Annotated in this window: 14 protein-coding genes and 1 pseudogene; 4 read left to right on the top strand and 11 right to left on the bottom strand. The window is 67.3% G+C overall.

The window, feature by feature from the left end; translation table 11 throughout:
• Positions 1–37 precede the first annotated feature (37 nt).
• Positions 38–814, bottom strand: a complete 777-nt coding sequence (locus ACD584_RS02880; protein WP_076036553.1) for an SDR family oxidoreductase — start codon at positions 812–814, stop codon at positions 38–40.
• 104 nt (positions 815–918) lie between these two features.
• Here ACD584_RS02880 and ACD584_RS02875 point away from each other — a divergent pair, with 104 nt between their 5' ends.
• Positions 919–1134, top strand: coding sequence for a hypothetical protein (locus ACD584_RS02875; RefSeq protein WP_014506385.1), 216 nt, complete (start codon positions 919–921; stop codon positions 1132–1134).
• Between the two features lie 69 nt (positions 1135–1203).
• Here the strand turns inward: ACD584_RS02875 and sppA are convergent, their stop codons facing one another.
• From sppA to ACD584_RS02855, 4 genes are all read right to left on the bottom strand, one after another.
• Positions 1204–3105, bottom strand: a complete 1902-nt coding sequence (sppA, locus tag ACD584_RS02870) for a signal peptide peptidase SppA (protein ID WP_011038843.1) — start codon at positions 3103–3105, stop codon at positions 1204–1206.
• An 84-nt stretch (positions 3106–3189) separates the two neighbouring features.
• Positions 3190–4566, bottom strand: coding sequence for an MATE family efflux transporter (locus ACD584_RS02865; RefSeq protein ID WP_076036554.1), 1377 nt, complete (start codon positions 4564–4566; stop codon positions 3190–3192).
• 374 nt (positions 4567–4940) lie between these two features.
• Positions 4941–5543: a DUF3106 domain-containing protein gene (locus ACD584_RS02860; protein WP_175611591.1), complete on the bottom strand. Its 603-nt coding sequence runs from the start codon at positions 5541–5543 to the stop codon at positions 4941–4943.
• Positions 5530–6588: a hypothetical protein gene (locus ACD584_RS02855; RefSeq protein WP_076036556.1), complete on the bottom strand. Its 1059-nt coding sequence runs from the start codon at positions 6586–6588 to the stop codon at positions 5530–5532. The genes ACD584_RS02860 and ACD584_RS02855 overlap by 14 nt, the downstream gene beginning before the upstream one ends.
• A 459-nt stretch (positions 6589–7047) precedes the next feature.
• On the opposite strand from ACD584_RS02855, the gene ACD584_RS02850 reads away from it, so the two are divergent.
• On the top strand, positions 7048–9270 hold the full coding sequence (locus tag ACD584_RS02850) for a primosomal protein N' (RefSeq protein ID WP_076036557.1): 2223 nt from the start codon (positions 7048–7050) through the stop codon (positions 9268–9270).
• A 406-nt stretch (positions 9271–9676) separates the two neighbouring features.
• Here ACD584_RS02850 and ACD584_RS02845 read toward each other — a convergent pair.
• From ACD584_RS02845 to ACD584_RS02835, 3 genes and pseudogenes are all read right to left on the bottom strand, one after another.
• Positions 9677–10340 (bottom strand): annotated as a pseudogene (locus ACD584_RS02845) (glutathione S-transferase family protein).
• Positions 10337–11164: an NYN domain-containing protein gene (locus ACD584_RS02840; RefSeq protein ID WP_070693476.1), complete on the bottom strand. Its 828-nt coding sequence runs from the start codon at positions 11162–11164 to the stop codon at positions 10337–10339. The pseudogene ACD584_RS02845 and the gene ACD584_RS02840 overlap by 4 nt, the downstream one beginning before the upstream one ends.
• The gene (locus ACD584_RS02835; RefSeq protein WP_070693478.1) at positions 11161–11667 is read right to left on the bottom strand and encodes a hypothetical protein; all 507 of its coding nucleotides are present in this window, start codon (positions 11665–11667) and stop codon (positions 11161–11163) included. The genes ACD584_RS02840 and ACD584_RS02835 overlap by 4 nt, the downstream gene beginning before the upstream one ends.
• A 119-nt stretch (positions 11668–11786) precedes the next feature.
• Between ACD584_RS02835 and ACD584_RS02830 the strand changes: the two genes are divergently transcribed.
• Together ACD584_RS02830 and ACD584_RS02825 are read left to right on the top strand one after the other, a co-directional pair.
• Positions 11787–13073, top strand: a complete 1287-nt coding sequence (locus ACD584_RS02830) for an NAD(P)/FAD-dependent oxidoreductase (protein WP_076036558.1) — start codon at positions 11787–11789, stop codon at positions 13071–13073.
• 52 nt (positions 13074–13125) lie between these two features.
• Positions 13126–13740 (top strand): trimeric intracellular cation channel family protein, encoded by a 615-nt coding sequence (locus ACD584_RS02825; protein WP_011038852.1) that lies wholly within the window; start codon positions 13126–13128, stop codon positions 13738–13740.
• A 196-nt stretch (positions 13741–13936) separates the two neighbouring features.
• On the opposite strand, the gene rpoH is transcribed toward ACD584_RS02825, so the two are convergent.
• The 3 genes from rpoH to ACD584_RS02810 form a co-directional block, all read right to left on the bottom strand.
• Positions 13937–14812 (bottom strand): RNA polymerase sigma factor RpoH, encoded by an 876-nt coding sequence (gene rpoH, locus ACD584_RS02820; RefSeq protein WP_011038853.1) that lies wholly within the window; start codon positions 14810–14812, stop codon positions 13937–13939.
• A 200-nt stretch (positions 14813–15012) separates the two neighbouring features.
• Positions 15013–15738 carry a uracil-DNA glycosylase gene (gene ung / locus ACD584_RS02815; RefSeq protein ID WP_014506372.1) on the bottom strand — a complete coding sequence of 242 codons (726 nt, stop codon included), beginning with the start codon at positions 15736–15738 and terminating at the stop codon, positions 15013–15015.
• Positions 15735–16577: a response regulator gene (locus ACD584_RS02810; protein WP_014506371.1), complete on the bottom strand. Its 843-nt coding sequence runs from the start codon at positions 16575–16577 to the stop codon at positions 15735–15737. Before ACD584_RS02810 ends, ung begins: the two co-directional genes overlap by 4 nt.
• Positions 16578–16580: the final 3 nt, after the last annotated feature.

The following is a 16580-nucleotide window of genomic DNA, read 5'->3' as shown; positions in this document are numbered from 1 at the left end:
GTGCACCGAACAGAAGCTGCGGGCCAGCGGCGTTGCGCTAGAACCCATGACGCAGGAAGCCGCCATCCACCGCGATGCATTCACCGGTGACGTAGCTGGCCGCCGGCAGGCACAGGAAACCGACCGCGGCGGCGACTTCTTCCGGCTCCCCGATGCGGCGCATCGGCGTGCGTTCGATCACCTGTTCGTAGTAGTCCGGATCGGACAATGGGCCGGAGGTGCGCCGGGTGCGGATGTACCACGGCGCCACCGCGTTGACGCGGATGCCGTCCTCGGCCCATTCCACCGCCAGGTTGCGCGTCATCTGCTGCAGCGCCGCCTTGGTCATGCCATACGGCGCGCCGCTGCGCACATGCGTGATCCCCGACACGCTGCCCACGTTGACGATCGCCGAGGCGGCGTGCCGGGTCAGCAATGGGTGCGCATAGCGCGAGAGTTCGAACGCGGAAAACACGTTGGTTTCGAAGATGCCGCGCCATTCGTCTTCGGTGTAGTCGATGGCCGCGCGGGTGATGTTGCCACCGGCATTGTTGATCAGCAGATGCAAGCCATCGGCGTGATCTTCGACCCAATCCAGAATCGCGCGGCGCTCCTCGTCGTCGGAAACATCCGCGGCCAGGCCGTGCAGTTCGCGCTCGGGAAACTCTTCGGCCAGCTCGTCGCGGGCCTGCGCCAGCGCATCGGCATCGCGCGCCACCATCAACAGGTCGGCGCCGAAGCCGAGCAATTCGCGTGCGATGGCCAGGCCAATGCCGGCACTGGCGCCGGTGATCAGGGCGGTCTGTCCATCCAGCCGCCAGCGGTGCGCTGTCACGTGGGGGTGTCCTTTGAATACGCGGGAAACGGGCTGTGCGGTGCGGTTGGCACACGCATACGGCCGGGGCGTAGGATACCGCCACCCCGAGCGAGGTCACGACGATGAAGATCCACTGGGCCGTACTGGCCTGTGCCACGTTGGCGTTGGCCGCCTGCCAGCGGCCGCAACCCGCGCCGACCGAGCAGAAACCCGAACCGCAAGCCACCGCCCTGCGTGACCACATCCAGCAGCCGCTGGACAAGGCGCGCGGCGTGCAGGCCGCCACCGATCAGGCCGCCGCACAGCAGCGTGCAACGATCGACGCTGCGACGCAGTAACCGCTGAAAACGACAACGCCGGCACGAAGCCGGCGTTGTTGCGATTGCCTGCTTCGACGGGAGGCGGTATCAGAACCCGCAGAAGCAGTACGCCAGCGCCTTGACCGGCGTGCCGCCCGCCTTGCTGTCGTGCACGGCGTCTTCGACGAAGCGCAGCTGGGTGTCCACTTCCGGCAGCGAGCGTGCCAGCAGCGCACGCGCCATGCCCGAGTCGCTCAGCATCCACGCGCCCAGGCGGCTGCCTGCAAACCCGCTCATGAACTGCGAGAACGGCGTGGCGGCCTTTTCCACGTAGCGCACGCGGAACTTGCCCTTACTCAGCTTGGCGCGCGATGCCGCATCGGCCACCGCTTCCTGCATGCCGCCAAACGCGTCCACCAGACCATGGTCCTTGGCCTGCGCACCGCTCCAGACGCGGCCACGGGCAACCTTGTCAATGGCCTCCACCGACTGGTGCCGCGCCTGCGCCACCTTGCCGGTGAAGTCGGCATAGCCCTTGTTGATCACCGCCTGGATGACCTGGCCGGCAGCCGGGTCCAGCGGGCGGGTGATGTCGAAGGCGCCGGCAAAACGCGTGGTGCCCACGCCATCGGTATGCACGCCGATCTTGTCCAGCGCGCGGGTGAGGTTGGGCACCATGCCGAAGATGCCGATCGAGCCACTGATGGTCGACGGATCTGCATAGATGCGATCGGCATTCATGCTGATCCAGTACCCACCGGAGGCGGCCAGGTCGCCCATCGACACCACCACCGGCTTGCCGGCCTGCTTCAACGCGACCACTTCGCGACGGATCTGCTCGGAAGCGAACACCTCGCCACCGGGCGAATCCACGCGCAGCACCACCGCCTTGATTTCTTCGTCGTCACGCGCCTGGCGCAGCAACGCGGCAGTGGATTCGCCACCGATGCGGCCTGCCGGCTGCTCGCCGCCACTGATCTCGCCCGCTGCCACCACCACGGCCACCTGCGGGCGGCTGTCCATCGGCGAATGCTGGGCCTGCAACTGGGTGAGATAGCTGCCGAAATCGATGCTGCGGAAGCCGCCATCGGCATCGTTGTCGGCCACGCCGCGTTCGGTCAGCAAGCTGTCGACCTGCTCGCGCGTCTTCAGCCCGTCCACCAGCTTCTGCTGCAGGGCGAACTTGGCCAGATCGCCACCGGCGGCAGTGACGCCTTCCGGCAGCGTGTCGATGCCGGCCGCCAGCTGCGCTGGCGACAGCTTGCGTGCGGTGGCCACGTCGGCCAGGTAGCGCTGCCACACATCGTTCATCCAGAACAGGTCCGCTTCCTTGGCGTCGGCGGAGGCCGCATCCAGGATGTACGGCTCGGCGGCGGACTTGTATTCACCCACGCGGAATAGATGCACGTCCACGCCCAGTTTGTCCTGCAGACCTTCGCGGAAATACTGGCGGTAGCGCCCCAGACCTTCGAGCAACACGCTGCCCATCGGGTCGAGATAGACCTCGTTGGCCTGCGCGGCCAGCAGGTACTGGCCCTGGCTCATGCTTTCGCTGAAGGCGACGATCTGCTTGCCGGACGCGCGCAGCCCCTGCAACGCCTTGGCCACCTCGCGCTGGGAGGCGAAACCGGACGGCTGCAGCTTGTCCAGGTTCAACAGCACCCGCTCGATCTTGCTGTCCTTGCCGGCGGCCTCGATCACCCGCACCAGGTCACGCAGCTGCACTTCTTCGGCGCTCTTGTCACCGACCGCCTTGGCCAGCGAACGGCTCACCGGATCCGCACTGAACTGCTCCACCAGGGTGCCTTCCGGTGCGATCACCAAGGTGGTGCGCGCAGCCAGCGGTTTGGTGCCATCGCCACGGGCGATCGCCACCACAAACAGCAGCAGCAACAGGAACAGGAAGCCGAAGAACACCAGGTTGAAAATCAGGCGTCGGGTGAAATTCATCACATCCCACAGGCCGACAAAAAACGTGGCGATGGGATTGCGACGCACGGGGTGGTTCATGGAAAACTCCGTCGGAAAGACGCGATGGATCGATCGTTGCGCCCAGCATACCGGCTGCGCGCGGTACAGGGCATGCGCAGGAAGTCAGGGTGCCGCGTCGGCAGTCAGCCGGCGGCTGGTCTGGCGGAAGCGCAAGCCCATCAGGATCGCGGCGGCGGTCAGGCCCAGAATCAGCCCGATCCACATCCCTTGCGGCCCCCAGCCCAGCCCCAGGCCGAGCCCGGCACCGAGCGGCATGCCTAAGCCCCAGTACGAAAACATCGCCAGGAACATCGGCACGCGCGTGTCCTTGAGCCCGCGCAAAGCGCCGGCCGACAACACCTGGATGCCGTCGGGAAACTGGAACGTGGCCGCGAACAACAACAGCACCGATGCCAGCGCAGCTACTGCGGCATCGTTGGTATACACGCCCACGATGGCGTCGTGACCGAGCAACAGGATGCTGGCAGACACCGCCTGCGTGCCCAGCACGATGGCGTAGCCGGCCCAGGCCGCGCGGCGCATGCCCAGCGGATCGCCACGGCCCACCGCGTGGCCGACGCGCACGGTGGTGGCTTCGGCCACGCCCACGGGGATCATGAAACACAGCTGCGAGACGTTGATCGCGATCTGGTGCGCGGCCGCTTCGGTGGAGCCCAGCCGCCCGATCAGCAACGCGGTGACGATGAACAGCCCACCTTCCATCAACACGGTGATGCCGATCGGCAACCCGGTGCGCAACAGCTCGCCAATCGCCCGCCAGCGCGGGCCTTCAAGATGGGTGAACAACTCCAGGTGCGCAAAGCGCCGCGAGCGCCACAGATACAGCGCGAAGGCAATCGCCTGCACCCACATGGTGATGGCCGAGGCCATGCCCAGCCCCTGTGCACCATGCTCGGCGAAGCCGAACTTGCCATAGGTCAGCACGTAGCCCAGCGGCGCCAGCACCAGCAGCCCGCCAAAGCCCAGCAGCATGGTCGGCAGCGTCCAGTGCATGCCTTCGCTGAGGTAGCGCATGCAGAAGTAGAACGTCAGCGCCGGCCCGCCCCAGCGCACCGCGTGCAGGAAGTCGGTGGCGCCGGGCACGATGTCCGGCGCGATCCCGAAGGTAGGCAGCAACGGCGGCACCGCGGTGAGAAAGCCAAACATCAGTGCGCCGAGGCCCAGCGACAGCCACAGCGCCTGGCGGAACAACGGGCCGATCTCGCGCTCGCGGCCGGCACCGAGCAACTGCGACACCGAGGCGGTGAGCGAGATCAATGTGCCGATCGGCACCAGCATCGGCAGCCACAACAACGAGGTACCGATGGTGACCGCGGCCAGCGTGGCGGTGCCGTGGTGGCCGGCGATCACGTTGTCGACAAAACCGATCAGGCCGGTGGAGACATGGCCGAGCACCAGCGGCAGCGCGAGCAGGCCGGTGGTACGCACTTCCGCTGCAAAGCGTGGCGTTGCCGACGGGGACGAGTGAGGGACAGACATTGCAGAACCGATCGCCACGCGGACTACGGCCGTGCCTGGCGGCGCTGGCACCGGGTCGCGTGGGGGCGGCTATCTTACCTGCACTTGCGGTGCGGGCCATGCGTGGTGAGCGTGTCGCTGACCGAAGCGGTGACGTCTGTCGTCAGTGCTTGGCGTTGCGGGTGACGGCGCGGCGCTGCAACGTGCGCGGAGTGCGTGAGACGCGCGTTTGATTAATCGGGGAAGGCGCCTGGACCGCCCGCCTCGGAGGCCACTGGCAGCGGAGCCGTACCGGCGGCGGCGGTCAACACACGATGACCCCGCACGCGGGCTGCCTGACGCCCACGCGCTCACCGCGCGAGTGCGATTACGGCCGCCACGAGCGGCCCCTCTAATCAGCGCGCCAGCTGGCGCTTCAGCCAGGTCGACCGGGTTGCGGCCGACTCGGCCAGCAAGGCATCGCGCAAGGCATCGCGTTCCTGCGGCGGGGTGCGCTGCGCCAGCACCGCCAGTTGCTCCAGCTGACCGGCATCCAGGCTGCGCAGGACGCCGAGCAGTGCATCGCGCTGGGCGACCGGCACATAACCGATCAGCGGCTGCAGTTGCGGATAGAAGTTGCCCAGCTGCGAGCCCAGGCGCCAGCCATCGCGATGCAGCCGGTCCATGGCGCCGAACTGCGTGCGCAGCGCGCGCTGCTGATCGTCCGGCAGCGCCTGCAGGCGCTCACGCGCTTGCCGCAAGACCACCTTGTCGGTGGCGGTCAGTGCCTTCCAGGCGGCGTAGCGGGCGCGCAGCTCGGTGCGCTGGGCGGGCGTCAGCGCATCCCATCGCGCCCGCTGCTGCGCAGCGCTGGGAATGCTCCGGGCCAGCACGGCGGGCGCTGCCGGGGTAGCCACCGGCCCGGCCGGCGTTTCGTCCAGTGCCGCGGGCAACGACTGCGCCCCTGCGGCACCGGCCATGACAGCCAGCCACAGGCCGCACCAGTTAGTTTTGGTCATCGACCGTCTCCAGTTCGCTCGACGGACGTTCGGCCGCAGTGGCGTGGGCGCCGGATTCGTCCGGTGGCACCGGGTGCCCGGCGGCGTACCAGGCGTACAGGTCGGCCGAGCGCGCCAGCTCCAGATCCGGGTCGGCGAGCATTGCCTGGTCACGCGCATCCAGGCCGGGCGCAGCGACGGCATCGGGAAGGTTGGCGGCCGGTAATTCCTCCACCAGCACCGGGGCCGCGTCGGTGACGTGCAGGACGCCCGCGGGCGCCTGCGACACCGGCTCCGGCGGCAAGGCGGGGCGGCGATGCGTCCACCACCACCCGAGCGCCCCCACCAACAGCACCAGCGCTACAAGCGCCAGCGCGATGCCGGCATGGCGGCGGTTGATGCGTGGCCATGTCCATTGCCGGCGTGCGGCACGGGCGCGCGCGCGCAGATCGGCGGGCCGTTCGCTGCGCGCGGGAGCCGATGCCGCTGGGCCGGAGGCGCCGTCCTGGGCCGGCTGCAACGGCATGCCGGCCAGGGCCGACTCCCGCAATTGAGTCAGCCGGCTCAATTGCCCAGGGCTCAACTCACGCAATTCGGCCTGAGCGGCCTCGGCCAATGCCCGCCAGGCCTGCGCATCCGGGTTACCGGCCGCATCGCGGGGGCAGGCACGCGCCAGCGCAGCCTGGTACGCGGGGGTCTCCATGCCCTGCACTTCGCTGGCGTCGGCTTCCTGCAGCCCGCCGACGATACGCAGCAGCAGCGCCAGGCGGTCAGCTGACTGCATCCGGCCCAGGGCGGTGAAGGGTGGCAACCAGGTGCCGGGCATCGGCTCGCGCCGCAGCGGCGGCGCGGCCGCCAGCAGGCTCCAGAAGCGCATTGGCCAGCCTGCCATCGGCCGCCCGGCGGCTTGCCCACTGAAGGCACGCAGCGCGGCGGCCAGGGCCCGCTCGGCGGCGGCGTCATCGCCGCATTGCAACTGCGCCAGCACCAGCCCCCGGCGTTCGACACCGCGCAAAAAGGCTGACAGCGCGGTGGGGGTGACGGGGGCGTCGGGGACTACGGTCATGAGAACTCCAGCATCGGCCGGCATGATACCGACGCAAATGATCCCCGCCGATGGCTTGACAGATCCACACACCGTTGCTCCTGCCGTGGCCGCCGCCCACGTACGTTGTGCACAGCGGCAGACATGCCGATACGCCGCCGTCTGTCAACTGTCGGTTTTTCCGTGTTGCATTCTTGTTTCACGCCTAAGTCTTTGATACTTATCCATTTATGGTAGATGGCGAAAAAATGTCCAACGGGTTGCCAAGGCTAGTGAATCCGCCTTCACGGCGTGGAGCACGAGACTAATTCACAGGCTTATCCACAGGCAGTGTGGATAAACCGGTTTCTCCAACCCTCACATGGGTTTACGTCGGATTTATCACTTCGGTCACAGAAAGCTGCCGCAACTGAACAGGCCGCTCCGGGCTGCGCGGTGCGCTCCGCTGCCGGCACTGGACAGGGTCGTTAGACTGGTCGGATGTCCGCTCCAGTCACCACCTTGCGCGTCGCCCTGCCGGTGCCGCTGCCGCAATTGTTCGATTACCTGCCCCCCCAAGACACCGACGTGGACGGTCCGGACCGGGTTGGCTGCCGGGTGCGCGTGCCGTTTGGGCCGCGCGAGCTGATCGGGGTGGTCGTCGAGCGCGGCCAGCAGCCGTCGGCCGAGGGGCTGCGCGCGGCGCTGGACTGGTGCGACGACACACCGCTGCTGGTCGATGAGCTGGCCCGTTCGTTGCACTGGCTTGCCCGCTACACCCATGCCCCGCTGGGCGAGGCCCAGGCCAGCGCCCTGCCCGGCCCGCTGCGCCGGGGCGAACCATTGGCCGACACCCATGCCTGGGCCTGGCAACTCACCGAGGCCGGCCAAACCGGTGCCGGCAGCCTGCGCGCCGGTACCCGCCCGGCCCTGCTGGCCGCGCTGCTGCTGGCCGGCCCGCTCGCCGAAGAGCCGCTGGAGCAGCAGCTGCCGCAGTGGCGCGAGGCTGCCCGCAACCTGGCCAAGCGTGGCTACGCCGAGCGCGTGGCGGTGGCCGCCGACACGCTGCCGGCGCGCCCGGGCACCGGGCCGCAGCTCAACGACGAACAGCAGGCGGCCACCGACGCCATCCGCGCCGGCAGCGGCTTTGCCACCTATCTGCTCGACGGCGTCACCGGCAGCGGCAAGACCGAGGTCTACCTGCAGGCGATCGCCGATTGCCTGGCCGCCGGCAAGCAGGCGCTGGTGTTGGTGCCGGAAATCGGCCTGACCCCGCAGACGCTGGGCCGCTTCCGCGCGCGCCTGGGCGTGCCGGTGCATGCGCTGCATTCCGGGCTCTCCGATGGCGAGCGCGCGCGGGTGTGGGCCGCGGCCTGGCGTGGCGAAGCCAAGCTGATCGTCGGCACGCGCTCGGCGGTGTTTACGCCGCTGCCTAACGCCGGCCTGATCGTGATCGACGAGGAACACGACGGCAGCTACAAGCAACAGGACGGCATCCGCTATCACGCACGCGACTTCGCCCTGGTGCGTGGCAAGGCGCTGGATGTGCCAGTGATCCTGGGCAGCGCAACGCCGTCGCTGGAAAGCCTGCACAACGCCTACAGCGGCCGCTATCGGCATCTGCGGCTGTCGCGCCGCGCCGGCGATGCACGGCCGCCGCGCGTGCGCGTGCTCGACGTGCGCAAGCGCCCGCTCAAGGACGGCCTGTCGCCGGAGGTGCTGGCCGGCATCGGCGCCACCCTGGCGCGCGGAGAGCAGGTGCTGGTGTTCAAGAACCGGCGCGGCTATGCGCCGGTGCTGCTGTGCCATGACTGTGGCTGGACCGCCGCCTGCCAACGCTGCAGCACGCCGCTGCACCAGACCCCGATGACCGTGCATGCCGGCGGCCGCCGCCTGCAATGCCACCACTGCGGTGCGCGCCAACCGGCGCCGCTGGCCTGCCCGGCCTGCGCCAGCCTGGCGTTGCAGCCGCAGGGCATCGGCACCGAGCGGCTGGAGGAGCGCCTGGTCGAGGCCTTCCCGGAAGCGCCGGTGGTGCGCATCGACCGCAGCACCACCCAGCGCCGCGACGCGCTGGAAACCCAGCTCGCCCGCCTCGGCACCGACGCCGGCATCCTGGTCGGCACCCAGATCCTGGCCAAGGGCCACGACTTGCCCCGGCTGACCATGGTGGTGGTGGTGGGCATCGACGAAGGCCTGTTCTCTGCCGACTTCCGCGCCGCCGAGAAGCTGGCCCAGCAACTGATCCAGGTCGCCGGCCGCGCCGGCCGCGCCGACCGCCCCGGCGAGGTGTGGTTGCAGACCCATCACCCCGAGCATCCGTTGCTGCAGACCCTGGTCAACGGCGGCTACCACGCGTTTGCCGATGCCGAACTGCTGCAGCGCGAAGCGGCCGGCTTCCCGCCCTTCGCGCATCTGGCCTTGTTCCGTGCCGAAGCCAAGGATGTGGCCGCGGCCAATCAGTTCCTGATCGCGGTGCGTGCGCTGGTGGGCGAGCAGACACCAGCCCCCTCGCCGGCCATCGCGCCGGTGGAATGCTACGGGCCGATGCCGGCGCCGATGCCGCGCCGCGCCGGTTTCCAGCGCACCCAACTCCTGCTGTCGGCAGCGCAACGCTCTGCGCTGCATCGGGTGCTGGACGCGCAGATGCCGGCCATCCACGCCTTGCCGCAAGCGCGCCGGGTGCGTTGGTCGCTGGATGTGGACCCGATCGATCTGTATTGAGGCAGGGGTCGAGGCGGCTGACTGCAAACGAACACGCGTTTGGTAGGAGCGCGCTTGCGCGATGAAGCGTTACCGGTAATGCCCCATCGCGCGCAAGCGCGCTCCTACCAAAGCTGCCGCGACTCCATGTCTCCATGTGTCGCAGCATCCGTGCGTTGCAAGGGCATTGGTCGTTTATTGCATCCGTTGTCGAGCCGCCTGCCCTCAAACAGAAACACGCCCGGTAGGAGCGCGCTCGCGCGCGATGAAGCTTTCTCGGTAATGCCCCATCGCGCGCCAGTGCGCTCCTACCAACGCGGGCGCTATACGTATCCCAATGTGCCGCAACATTCGGATCATATCGACGCATCTGACGGTGCTCGGCCCCTCGCACCTTCAACGGCTCAAGATCAGTACGCTTGCTAACTCAAGTCAGCGGCGTCATCACGCCACGCTGGTAGGCCGGCCGCGCACGCAATCGTTGATACCAGGCGTGCAGATGCCGCAACTCGGGCCGTTCGATTGGCATCTCGAACCACGCGTAGATAAAGCTGCCCAACGGAATGTCACCCATCGCAAAGTCGTCGCCGGACAGATACGGCTGCTGTGCCAGCGCAGCGTCGGCAACTGCGAGCAGCTCGCCGGAGCGTTGAAGCGCTGTGGCAATCCGTGTGGCATCCCGTTCGGCCTGCGGGGTACGCACCACGCCCCAGAACAGATCACGAAACACGCCGGCAAAGGTCGACGTGGTCCAGTCCATCCAGCGGTCGCCCAGCGCGCGCGTGGCCGGTGAGTGCGGGGTACAGCGCCGGTGCGTAACGCGCCGCCAGATAGCGCACGATCGCGTTGGATTCCCACAGCACCAGCGCGCCATCCTGCAGCGCCGGCACCAGCCCGTTCGGATTCAATGCGCGGTACGCGGGTGTGTCGTTTCCGCCGAATGCGCCGCCTACCTCGATCGAGGTATACGCAACGCCCGCCTCTTCAAGGCACCACAGCACCTTGCGGACGTTGCTGGAATTGCGCCGCCCCCACAACGTGATGCCATCGCCCGCTGGCGCGTGTGCGGTCGCCATGCGTTCGTCGGTCATTTTTCCACCGCCGGCTTCGGCGCACTGCGTGCACCACGCGTCCCGCGTTTGGCTGCGGCCGGCGCGGGGGCCGCAGTAGCAGGGGGTTGTTTGGGGCGATTGCCCTTGGGCACATCGCGCACCCACAACGCCTGTTCGTCCTGCTTGATCTCGAACAGACCGATGGCGCGCACCAGATCGCTGAGCTTGCGGTAGCCGTAGTTGCGCGGATCGAATGAGGCCTGATTGGCCACCTGCTTGCCGACGGCCCCCAGATGCGCCCAACCGTCGTCTTCGCAGGCACTGTCGATCGCGTTGCGCAGCATCTGCACCAGCCGTGTATCGCCGCGCAGCGCGGTGGCATCCTTGCGGCCTGCGGCGGTGTCGCTGGCCGCGGCAGCCTGCTCGCCGAGTGCTTCGACATAGGTGAATTTGGAACACGCATTGACGAACGGCGCGGGCGTTTTCTTCTCGCCAAAGCCATACACCTTCATGCCGTCGGTGAGCAGGCGCATCACCAGCGGGGTGAAATCCGCATCGCTGGAAACAATCGCAAACCCGTCCAGGTTGCGCGCGTACAGCAGGTCCATGGCATCGATCACCATCGCCATGTCCGAGGCATTCTTGCCGGAGCTGTAGGCAAATTGCTGGATCGGGCGGATCGCGTATTCGTGCAATGCCGCCTCCCAGCTTTTCAAGTGCGGGCTTTTCCAGTTGCCATATGCGCGGCGCACATTGGCCACGCCGTAGCGCGCCACTTCCGCCAGCACTACGTCGATCTTGCCGGCCGGCGCGTTGTCGGCATCGATCAGCAGTGCGATGCGTTTATCGGGGTTGTCGATCATGTCTGCTCCTCGAAAGACTCGGCGGATTCGATTTCGGTCTCGCTGTCGCTGTCGGACGCCTGCTCCGCCGGCAGCGTGTACTCGCGACCATCGTGCATGGTCAGCACGCCCTCGGTCAGGATCTCGCGCTCGGCACCGTCACTGACCCAGGTCGCACTGACCTTGCCACGCCCGCGGTCGCCAGTGACGGAGAACACGAATTCGTCACCGCCAGGCGCCGCACCAGTAGCAAGCACATCGACCTCCATGGTGTCGATTTTTCCGATGTGCTGCTGCACCACCGCGTCGGCCTGCAGCGCGGCCTGGGCCTGCTCGGAAAAGATCGACCACCCGGCGACCGCGATCCAGGCGATCACGCCCAGCACCACCACTCCGAACGTCATTACACCGCCCAACACGATCAGCAACGCAACGGTCGCGGGGCTGCGCTGAGAAACGCGCGCAGGCGCAACGGCGGCAGGTGGTGATGCGAGCAGCGGCAACGGCGGCGGCAAGGTTGACATACGGTGACCAGGTGAGCGAGATGCGACATGATGCCGCAGGCGGGCCCTGCCCGACGCGCCACATTCATTGCCGCTGTTGCATCCTTGCGTGCCCACGTTGCGATCCATCGGACCTGACGATGACCTCATCCCCCTCCCGAGCGCCGATGCATCTGGTCGTGGTCGGTGGCGGTTTTGCCGGTTTATGGGCAACCCGCGCGCTCGCCGATCCGGACATCCGCATCACCCTGATCGACCGCCAGAATCACCACCTGTTCCAGCCGCTGCTCTACCAGGTGGCCACCGCCGGCCTCTCGGCGCCTGACATCGCCGCCCCGCTGCGCCACATCCTGCGTGAGCAGCGCAATGTCGAAGTGCTGCTTGGCGATGTGGCCGAAATTGCCACCGACCGCCGCGCCGTGGTGCTCGCCGACGGCAACACCGTCAACTACGACATGCTGCTGTTGGCCACGGGCGCCACCCACGCGTATTTCGGCAACGATCACTGGGCCGAGCACGCGCCCGGGTTGAAAACTTTGTATGACGCGCTGGTGCTACGCCGCAAATTGCTGCTCGCCTTCGAGCGCGCCGAAGCCGAAGCCGACCCGACCGCGCGCGCGGCCTGGTTGAGTTTTGCGGTGGTTGGCGGCGGCCCGACCGGGGTCGAGTTGGCCGGCACGTTGGCCGAAATCGCCCGCCACACGCTGAAGAACGAGTTCCGCCATATCGACCCGCAACAGGCCCGCGTGCGCCTGGTCGAGGCCGGGCCGCGCGTGTTGCCGTCCTTCCCGGACGACCTCACCGACAAGGCGCGCAAGCAGCTCGAACGTCTGGGCGTGGAGGTGCACACCGGCACACCGGTGACCAACATCGATGCGTTCGGCTATCAGTTGGGCGACACCTTCGTGCCGGCGCGCACCGTGGTCTGGGCCGCTGGCGTGGCCGCCTCGCCGTTGGCGCGCACCCTGGGCGTGCCACTGGACCGCGCCGGCCGGGTGCTGGTGGAACCGGACCTCAGCGTGCCCGGCCACCCGGAGATCTTCGTCGGTGGTGATCTGGCCTCGGTACAACAGGACGGGCGGCCCGTGCCCGGCGTGGCGCCGGCGGCCAAGCAGATGGGCAAGCACATCGCCAAGGCGATCCGCGCACGCCAGCGCGGCCAGGCCGCGCCGGCCTTCCATTACCAGGACTTCGGCAACCTGGCCACGATCGGGCGCATGGCTGCCATCGTGCATGTCGGCAAGCTCAAGCTTTCTGGCATCGTGGCCTGGTGGTTCTGGCTGGCCGCGCACGTCTATTTCCTGATCGGCTTCCGCAACCGTTTCGTGGTGCTGGTGAACTGGGCCATGGCGTATTGGAGCTACCAGCGCGCCGCACGCATCATCTTCGGCGGCACCGACCAGCCACCGCCCAGCAAGGACAGATGACAGCCGGCGGGCGGTGCGCGATGCTGTGCCGCCCGCTGTCGACCGTTGTGCCGTGGCCACTGTCTTGTTCCTGCTGGATCTGCTCGGCACCTTCGTGTTTGCGCTCAGTGGCGCCACCGTGGCGGTGCGCAACCGCCTGGACCTGTTTGGCGTGCTGGTGCTGTCCTGTGCGGCGGCGGTTTCCGGCGGCATCGTGCGCGATGTGCTGATCGGTGCCACGCCGCCGGCGGCGTTGGTACACCCGCACTATCTGATCACCGCCTGCCTGGCCGGTATCGCCGGCTTCTACTGGCACACCGCCGTGGAGCGCCTGCGCAATCCGGTGCAGCTGTTCGACGCGGCAGGGCTGGCGCTGTTTGCGGTCTACGGCACCAGCAAGGCGCTGGATTATCAGCTCAGCCCACTCAGTGCGACGCTGCTCGGCATGCTCAGCGGCATCGGCGGCGGCATCGCCCGCGACCTGCTGGTCGCGCGCACCCCGGTTGTATTGCAGGCCGAACTGTATGCGGTGGCGGCGCTGGCCGGCGGCGGCCTGGTCGCGATCGGCCATGTTCTCGGCCTGCCGCAGTCCTGGTCGCTGACCGCCGGTGCCGGTGTGTGCTTTGGCCTGCGCTTCATGGCGATCCGCTACGGCTGGCATCTGCCGGTGGCACGGCTACCGGAGTAGCGCTGCGCGCAACCGGCGTTGCTCCAACGGTGCCCTGACGATTCGTAACGGCTGCCGTTGCGGCCGTGCTGCGTGCATGGCGTTGCTGGGCCGATGAGACGTCAACACACAAACGCACCGCTTGCCCGCCACGCCCACAATGCAAAACGGCCCGGAAGACCGGGCCGTTTTGCATCACTGGCAATGTCACACCGGATCAGGCGACGAACAGCGCCTTCATCTTCTTCAGCGCGTTCGCTTCGATCTGGCGAATACGCTCGGCGGATACGCCGTACTCGTCGGCCAGCTCCTGCAATGTCACCTTGGATTCGGAATCCAGCCAGCGACGCTTGACGATGTCGCGCGAGCGCGTATCCAGACCGGCCATGCCTTCGCGCAGCAACTGCAGCTGATTGTCTTCGCTGTCGTGCCGCTCATAGGCCTGCGACGGGTCTTCCTCGTTGGCCACAAGGTAGCTCACCGGCGACGGCGGGCCGTGGTCATCGTCTTCGTCCGACGAGGCATCGAAGCCGATATCGCGACCGGACAAGCGCGACTCCATCTCCATCACTTCGCGCTCGGAGACGTTCAAGTCCTTGGCAACCGCAGTCACCTCGGACGCATTGAGCCAACCCAGGCGCGTCTTGGACTTGCGCAGGTTGAAGAACAGCTTGCGCTGCGCCTTGGTCGTGGCGACCTTGACGATGCGCCAGTTCTTCAGGATGAACTCGTGCATTTCGGCACGGATCCAATGCACCGCAAAGCTGACCAGGCGCACGCCCATTTCCGGGTCGAAGCGCTTGACCGCCTTCATCAGGCCGATATTGCCTTCCTGGATCAGGTCGCCCAGCGGCAGGCCGTAGCCGTTGTAACCGCGGGCCACGTGCACCACGAAGCGCAGGTGGGAGTGGACCAATTCGCGCGCTGCGTCCAGATCCAGCTCGTCGCGGAAGCGGCGGGCCAGATTCTGTTCCTCATCGACCGACAGCACCGGGATCTGGTGCACGGCACCGATGTAGGCGTCCAGCGAACCGAGCGCACTGGGAATCGGGAGATTGTTTGCCACAAGGGCAGTCGAGGTGATCTGGTTCATAGGGCACCATCTTAGCAGTCGAACTATTGGACTGCTGGGTACAGAAAAAGTTCCAGCGTTCCATTTATAGGACGTTCGGGTTTCCGGCGCCGGTGCTGTTCCAATCCGTGCCGCCTCGATTCAGGTGCCTACGCTACCACCGTCATCGCTCGCGGATCGTGACAAATCGCTTACTTGCCAGGCGCAACGGCCCAGCCCGTTCAGCCGCCGGCGAGGCTAAGATCCAGCGCCGCGCGCGGCGGCAACGACCAGTCGATCGGGCTCAGCCCGCGCCGCTGCAAATGGTCGTTGGTCTTGGAGAAATGTTTGCACCCCAGGAAGCCGCGGTGCGCCGACAACGGCGACGGATGCGGGGCCTTGAACACCCGGTGGCGTGCCTGGTCGATCATCTTGCCCTTGGACTGCGCGTAGCTGCCCCAGAGCAGGAACACCAGGCCCTCGCGCTCGCGGTTGAGGGTTTCCACCACATGGTCGGTGAAGCCTTCCCAGCCCTTGTTCTGGTGCGCACCGGCGCGGCCCTGCTCCACCGTCAATACCGCATTGAGCAGCAGCACGCCCTGGCGTGCCCACGGCATCAGGTAGCCATGGTCGGGGCGCGGAATGCCCAGGTCGTCCTGGATTTCCTTGTAGATGTTCAGCAGCGACGGCGGCACCGGCACCCCGGGCAGTACCGAAAAGCACAGCCCATGCGCCTGGCCTTCGCCGTGGTACGGGTCCTGGCCAAGCACCACCACCTTGACCTGCTCGAACGGGGTGGCATCGAAGGCGGCAAAGATCTGCGGGCCGGGCGGGAACACCCGCGCATTGGCAGCCTTGCGCTGGCGCAGGAACGCGGACAGCTCCTGCATCTGCGGCTGCAACAACCACTCCCCCACCCGCGCCTTCCACGACGGTTCCAGCTGGATACGCCCCTCGCCTTCGGTCATAGCGTGACGGCCTGATCCTCCAGGCGCGCCAGCCGCAGCTGGAACAGCACCTTGGTCACCAGCAGGCGTTCTTCGATGGGCTTTTGCACCAGATCGTTGGCGCCGGCCCGCAGCAGCTCGGACTGGTTGCGCGGGTTGGTGTCGCCGGTCATCACCAGCACCGGCAGGCGGCGCTTGCCGTAGGCGAAATCGATGCGGATGCGCTCGACCACATCGCGCCCGTTGAGCTCGCCCTTGAGGGTGACGTCGGTCAGCACCACGTCGATGCGCCGCTCGGTGCGGCCCAACGATTCGGCGGTGAGCAGCGCGAACGCGTCTTCGGCAGTGAGCACATGCACCACCTTGAGGCTCTGGCGCTCGAGCATGCGCTTGGTCGCTTCGGCCACCACGCGGCTGTCTTCGATGTACAGCACGGTGGCGCCCACCACCGGCTCGGGCTGCACGTAGCCGCGGATGAAGGTCGCCAGCGCCTCGTGGCCCAGCGCCTTGTCGAAATAATCGGTGACGTACTCGGTGAAGCGGCGCTCCACCAGATGCTGCTGCGCATCGCCGGAGACCACGATCACCGGCACATAGGCCTGGCCGGCCGCTTCGCGCACGCTGCGCGCCAGCGTCAGGCCGTCGCCATCGGGTAACGACAACGAGGTGGTGACCAGATCCACCGCACCGGCCTCCAGCGCATCGCGTGCTTCGGCGATGCTGGCGCAGCCGATCACCTGCACATTGGGCAAGTCGCGCTTGAGCACGTCGGCAATCAGCTTGCGTACCAGCTTGGACCCATCGACCACCATCACACGCGGTGCGTCGCTGATCAGGTGTTTGAGATCTGGTGGATGCATGGC

This window comes from Xanthomonas sp. NCPPB 2922 (assembly GCF_041520885.1).
Lineage (GTDB): Bacteria > Pseudomonadota > Gammaproteobacteria > Xanthomonadales > Xanthomonadaceae > Xanthomonas > Xanthomonas campestris.
Note: the sequence above shows the minus strand (reverse complement) of the source record. Positions and strands in the feature narration are given on the sequence as shown.

Bases quoted from the DNA above. Each gene is read 5' to 3' on its own strand.
- ung (WP_014506372.1), bottom strand. From the start codon at position 15,738: ATGACCGAAGGCGAGGGGCGTATCCAGCTGGAACCGTCGTGGAAGGCG.
- ACD584_RS02855 (WP_076036556.1), bottom strand. From the start codon at position 6,588: ATGACCGTAGTCCCCGACGCCCCCGTCACCCCCACCGCGCTGTCAGCC.
- ACD584_RS02840 (WP_070693476.1), bottom strand. From the start codon at position 11,164: ATGATCGACAACCCCGATAAACGCATCGCACTGCTGATCGATGCCGAC.
- ACD584_RS02835 (WP_070693478.1), bottom strand. From the start codon at position 11,667: ATGTCAACCTTGCCGCCGCCGTTGCCGCTGCTCGCATCACCACCTGCC.
- ACD584_RS02850 (WP_076036557.1), top strand. From the start codon at position 7,048: ATGTCCGCTCCAGTCACCACCTTGCGCGTCGCCCTGCCGGTGCCGCTG.
- ACD584_RS02865 (WP_076036554.1), bottom strand. From the start codon at position 4,566: ATGTCTGTCCCTCACTCGTCCCCGTCGGCAACGCCACGCTTTGCAGCG.
- ACD584_RS02860 (WP_175611591.1), bottom strand. From the start codon at position 5,543: ATGACCAAAACTAACTGGTGCGGCCTGTGGCTGGCTGTCATGGCCGGT.
- rpoH (WP_011038853.1), bottom strand. From the start codon at position 14,812: ATGAACCAGATCACCTCGACTGCCCTTGTGGCAAACAATCTCCCGATT.
- sppA (WP_011038843.1), bottom strand. From the start codon at position 3,105: ATGAACCACCCCGTGCGTCGCAATCCCATCGCCACGTTTTTTGTCGGC.
- ACD584_RS02830 (WP_076036558.1), top strand. From the start codon at position 11,787: ATGACCTCATCCCCCTCCCGAGCGCCGATGCATCTGGTCGTGGTCGGT.
- ACD584_RS02875 (WP_014506385.1), top strand. From the start codon at position 919: ATGAAGATCCACTGGGCCGTACTGGCCTGTGCCACGTTGGCGTTGGCC.
- ACD584_RS02810 (WP_014506371.1), bottom strand. From the start codon at position 16,577: ATGCATCCACCAGATCTCAAACACCTGATCAGCGACGCACCGCGTGTG.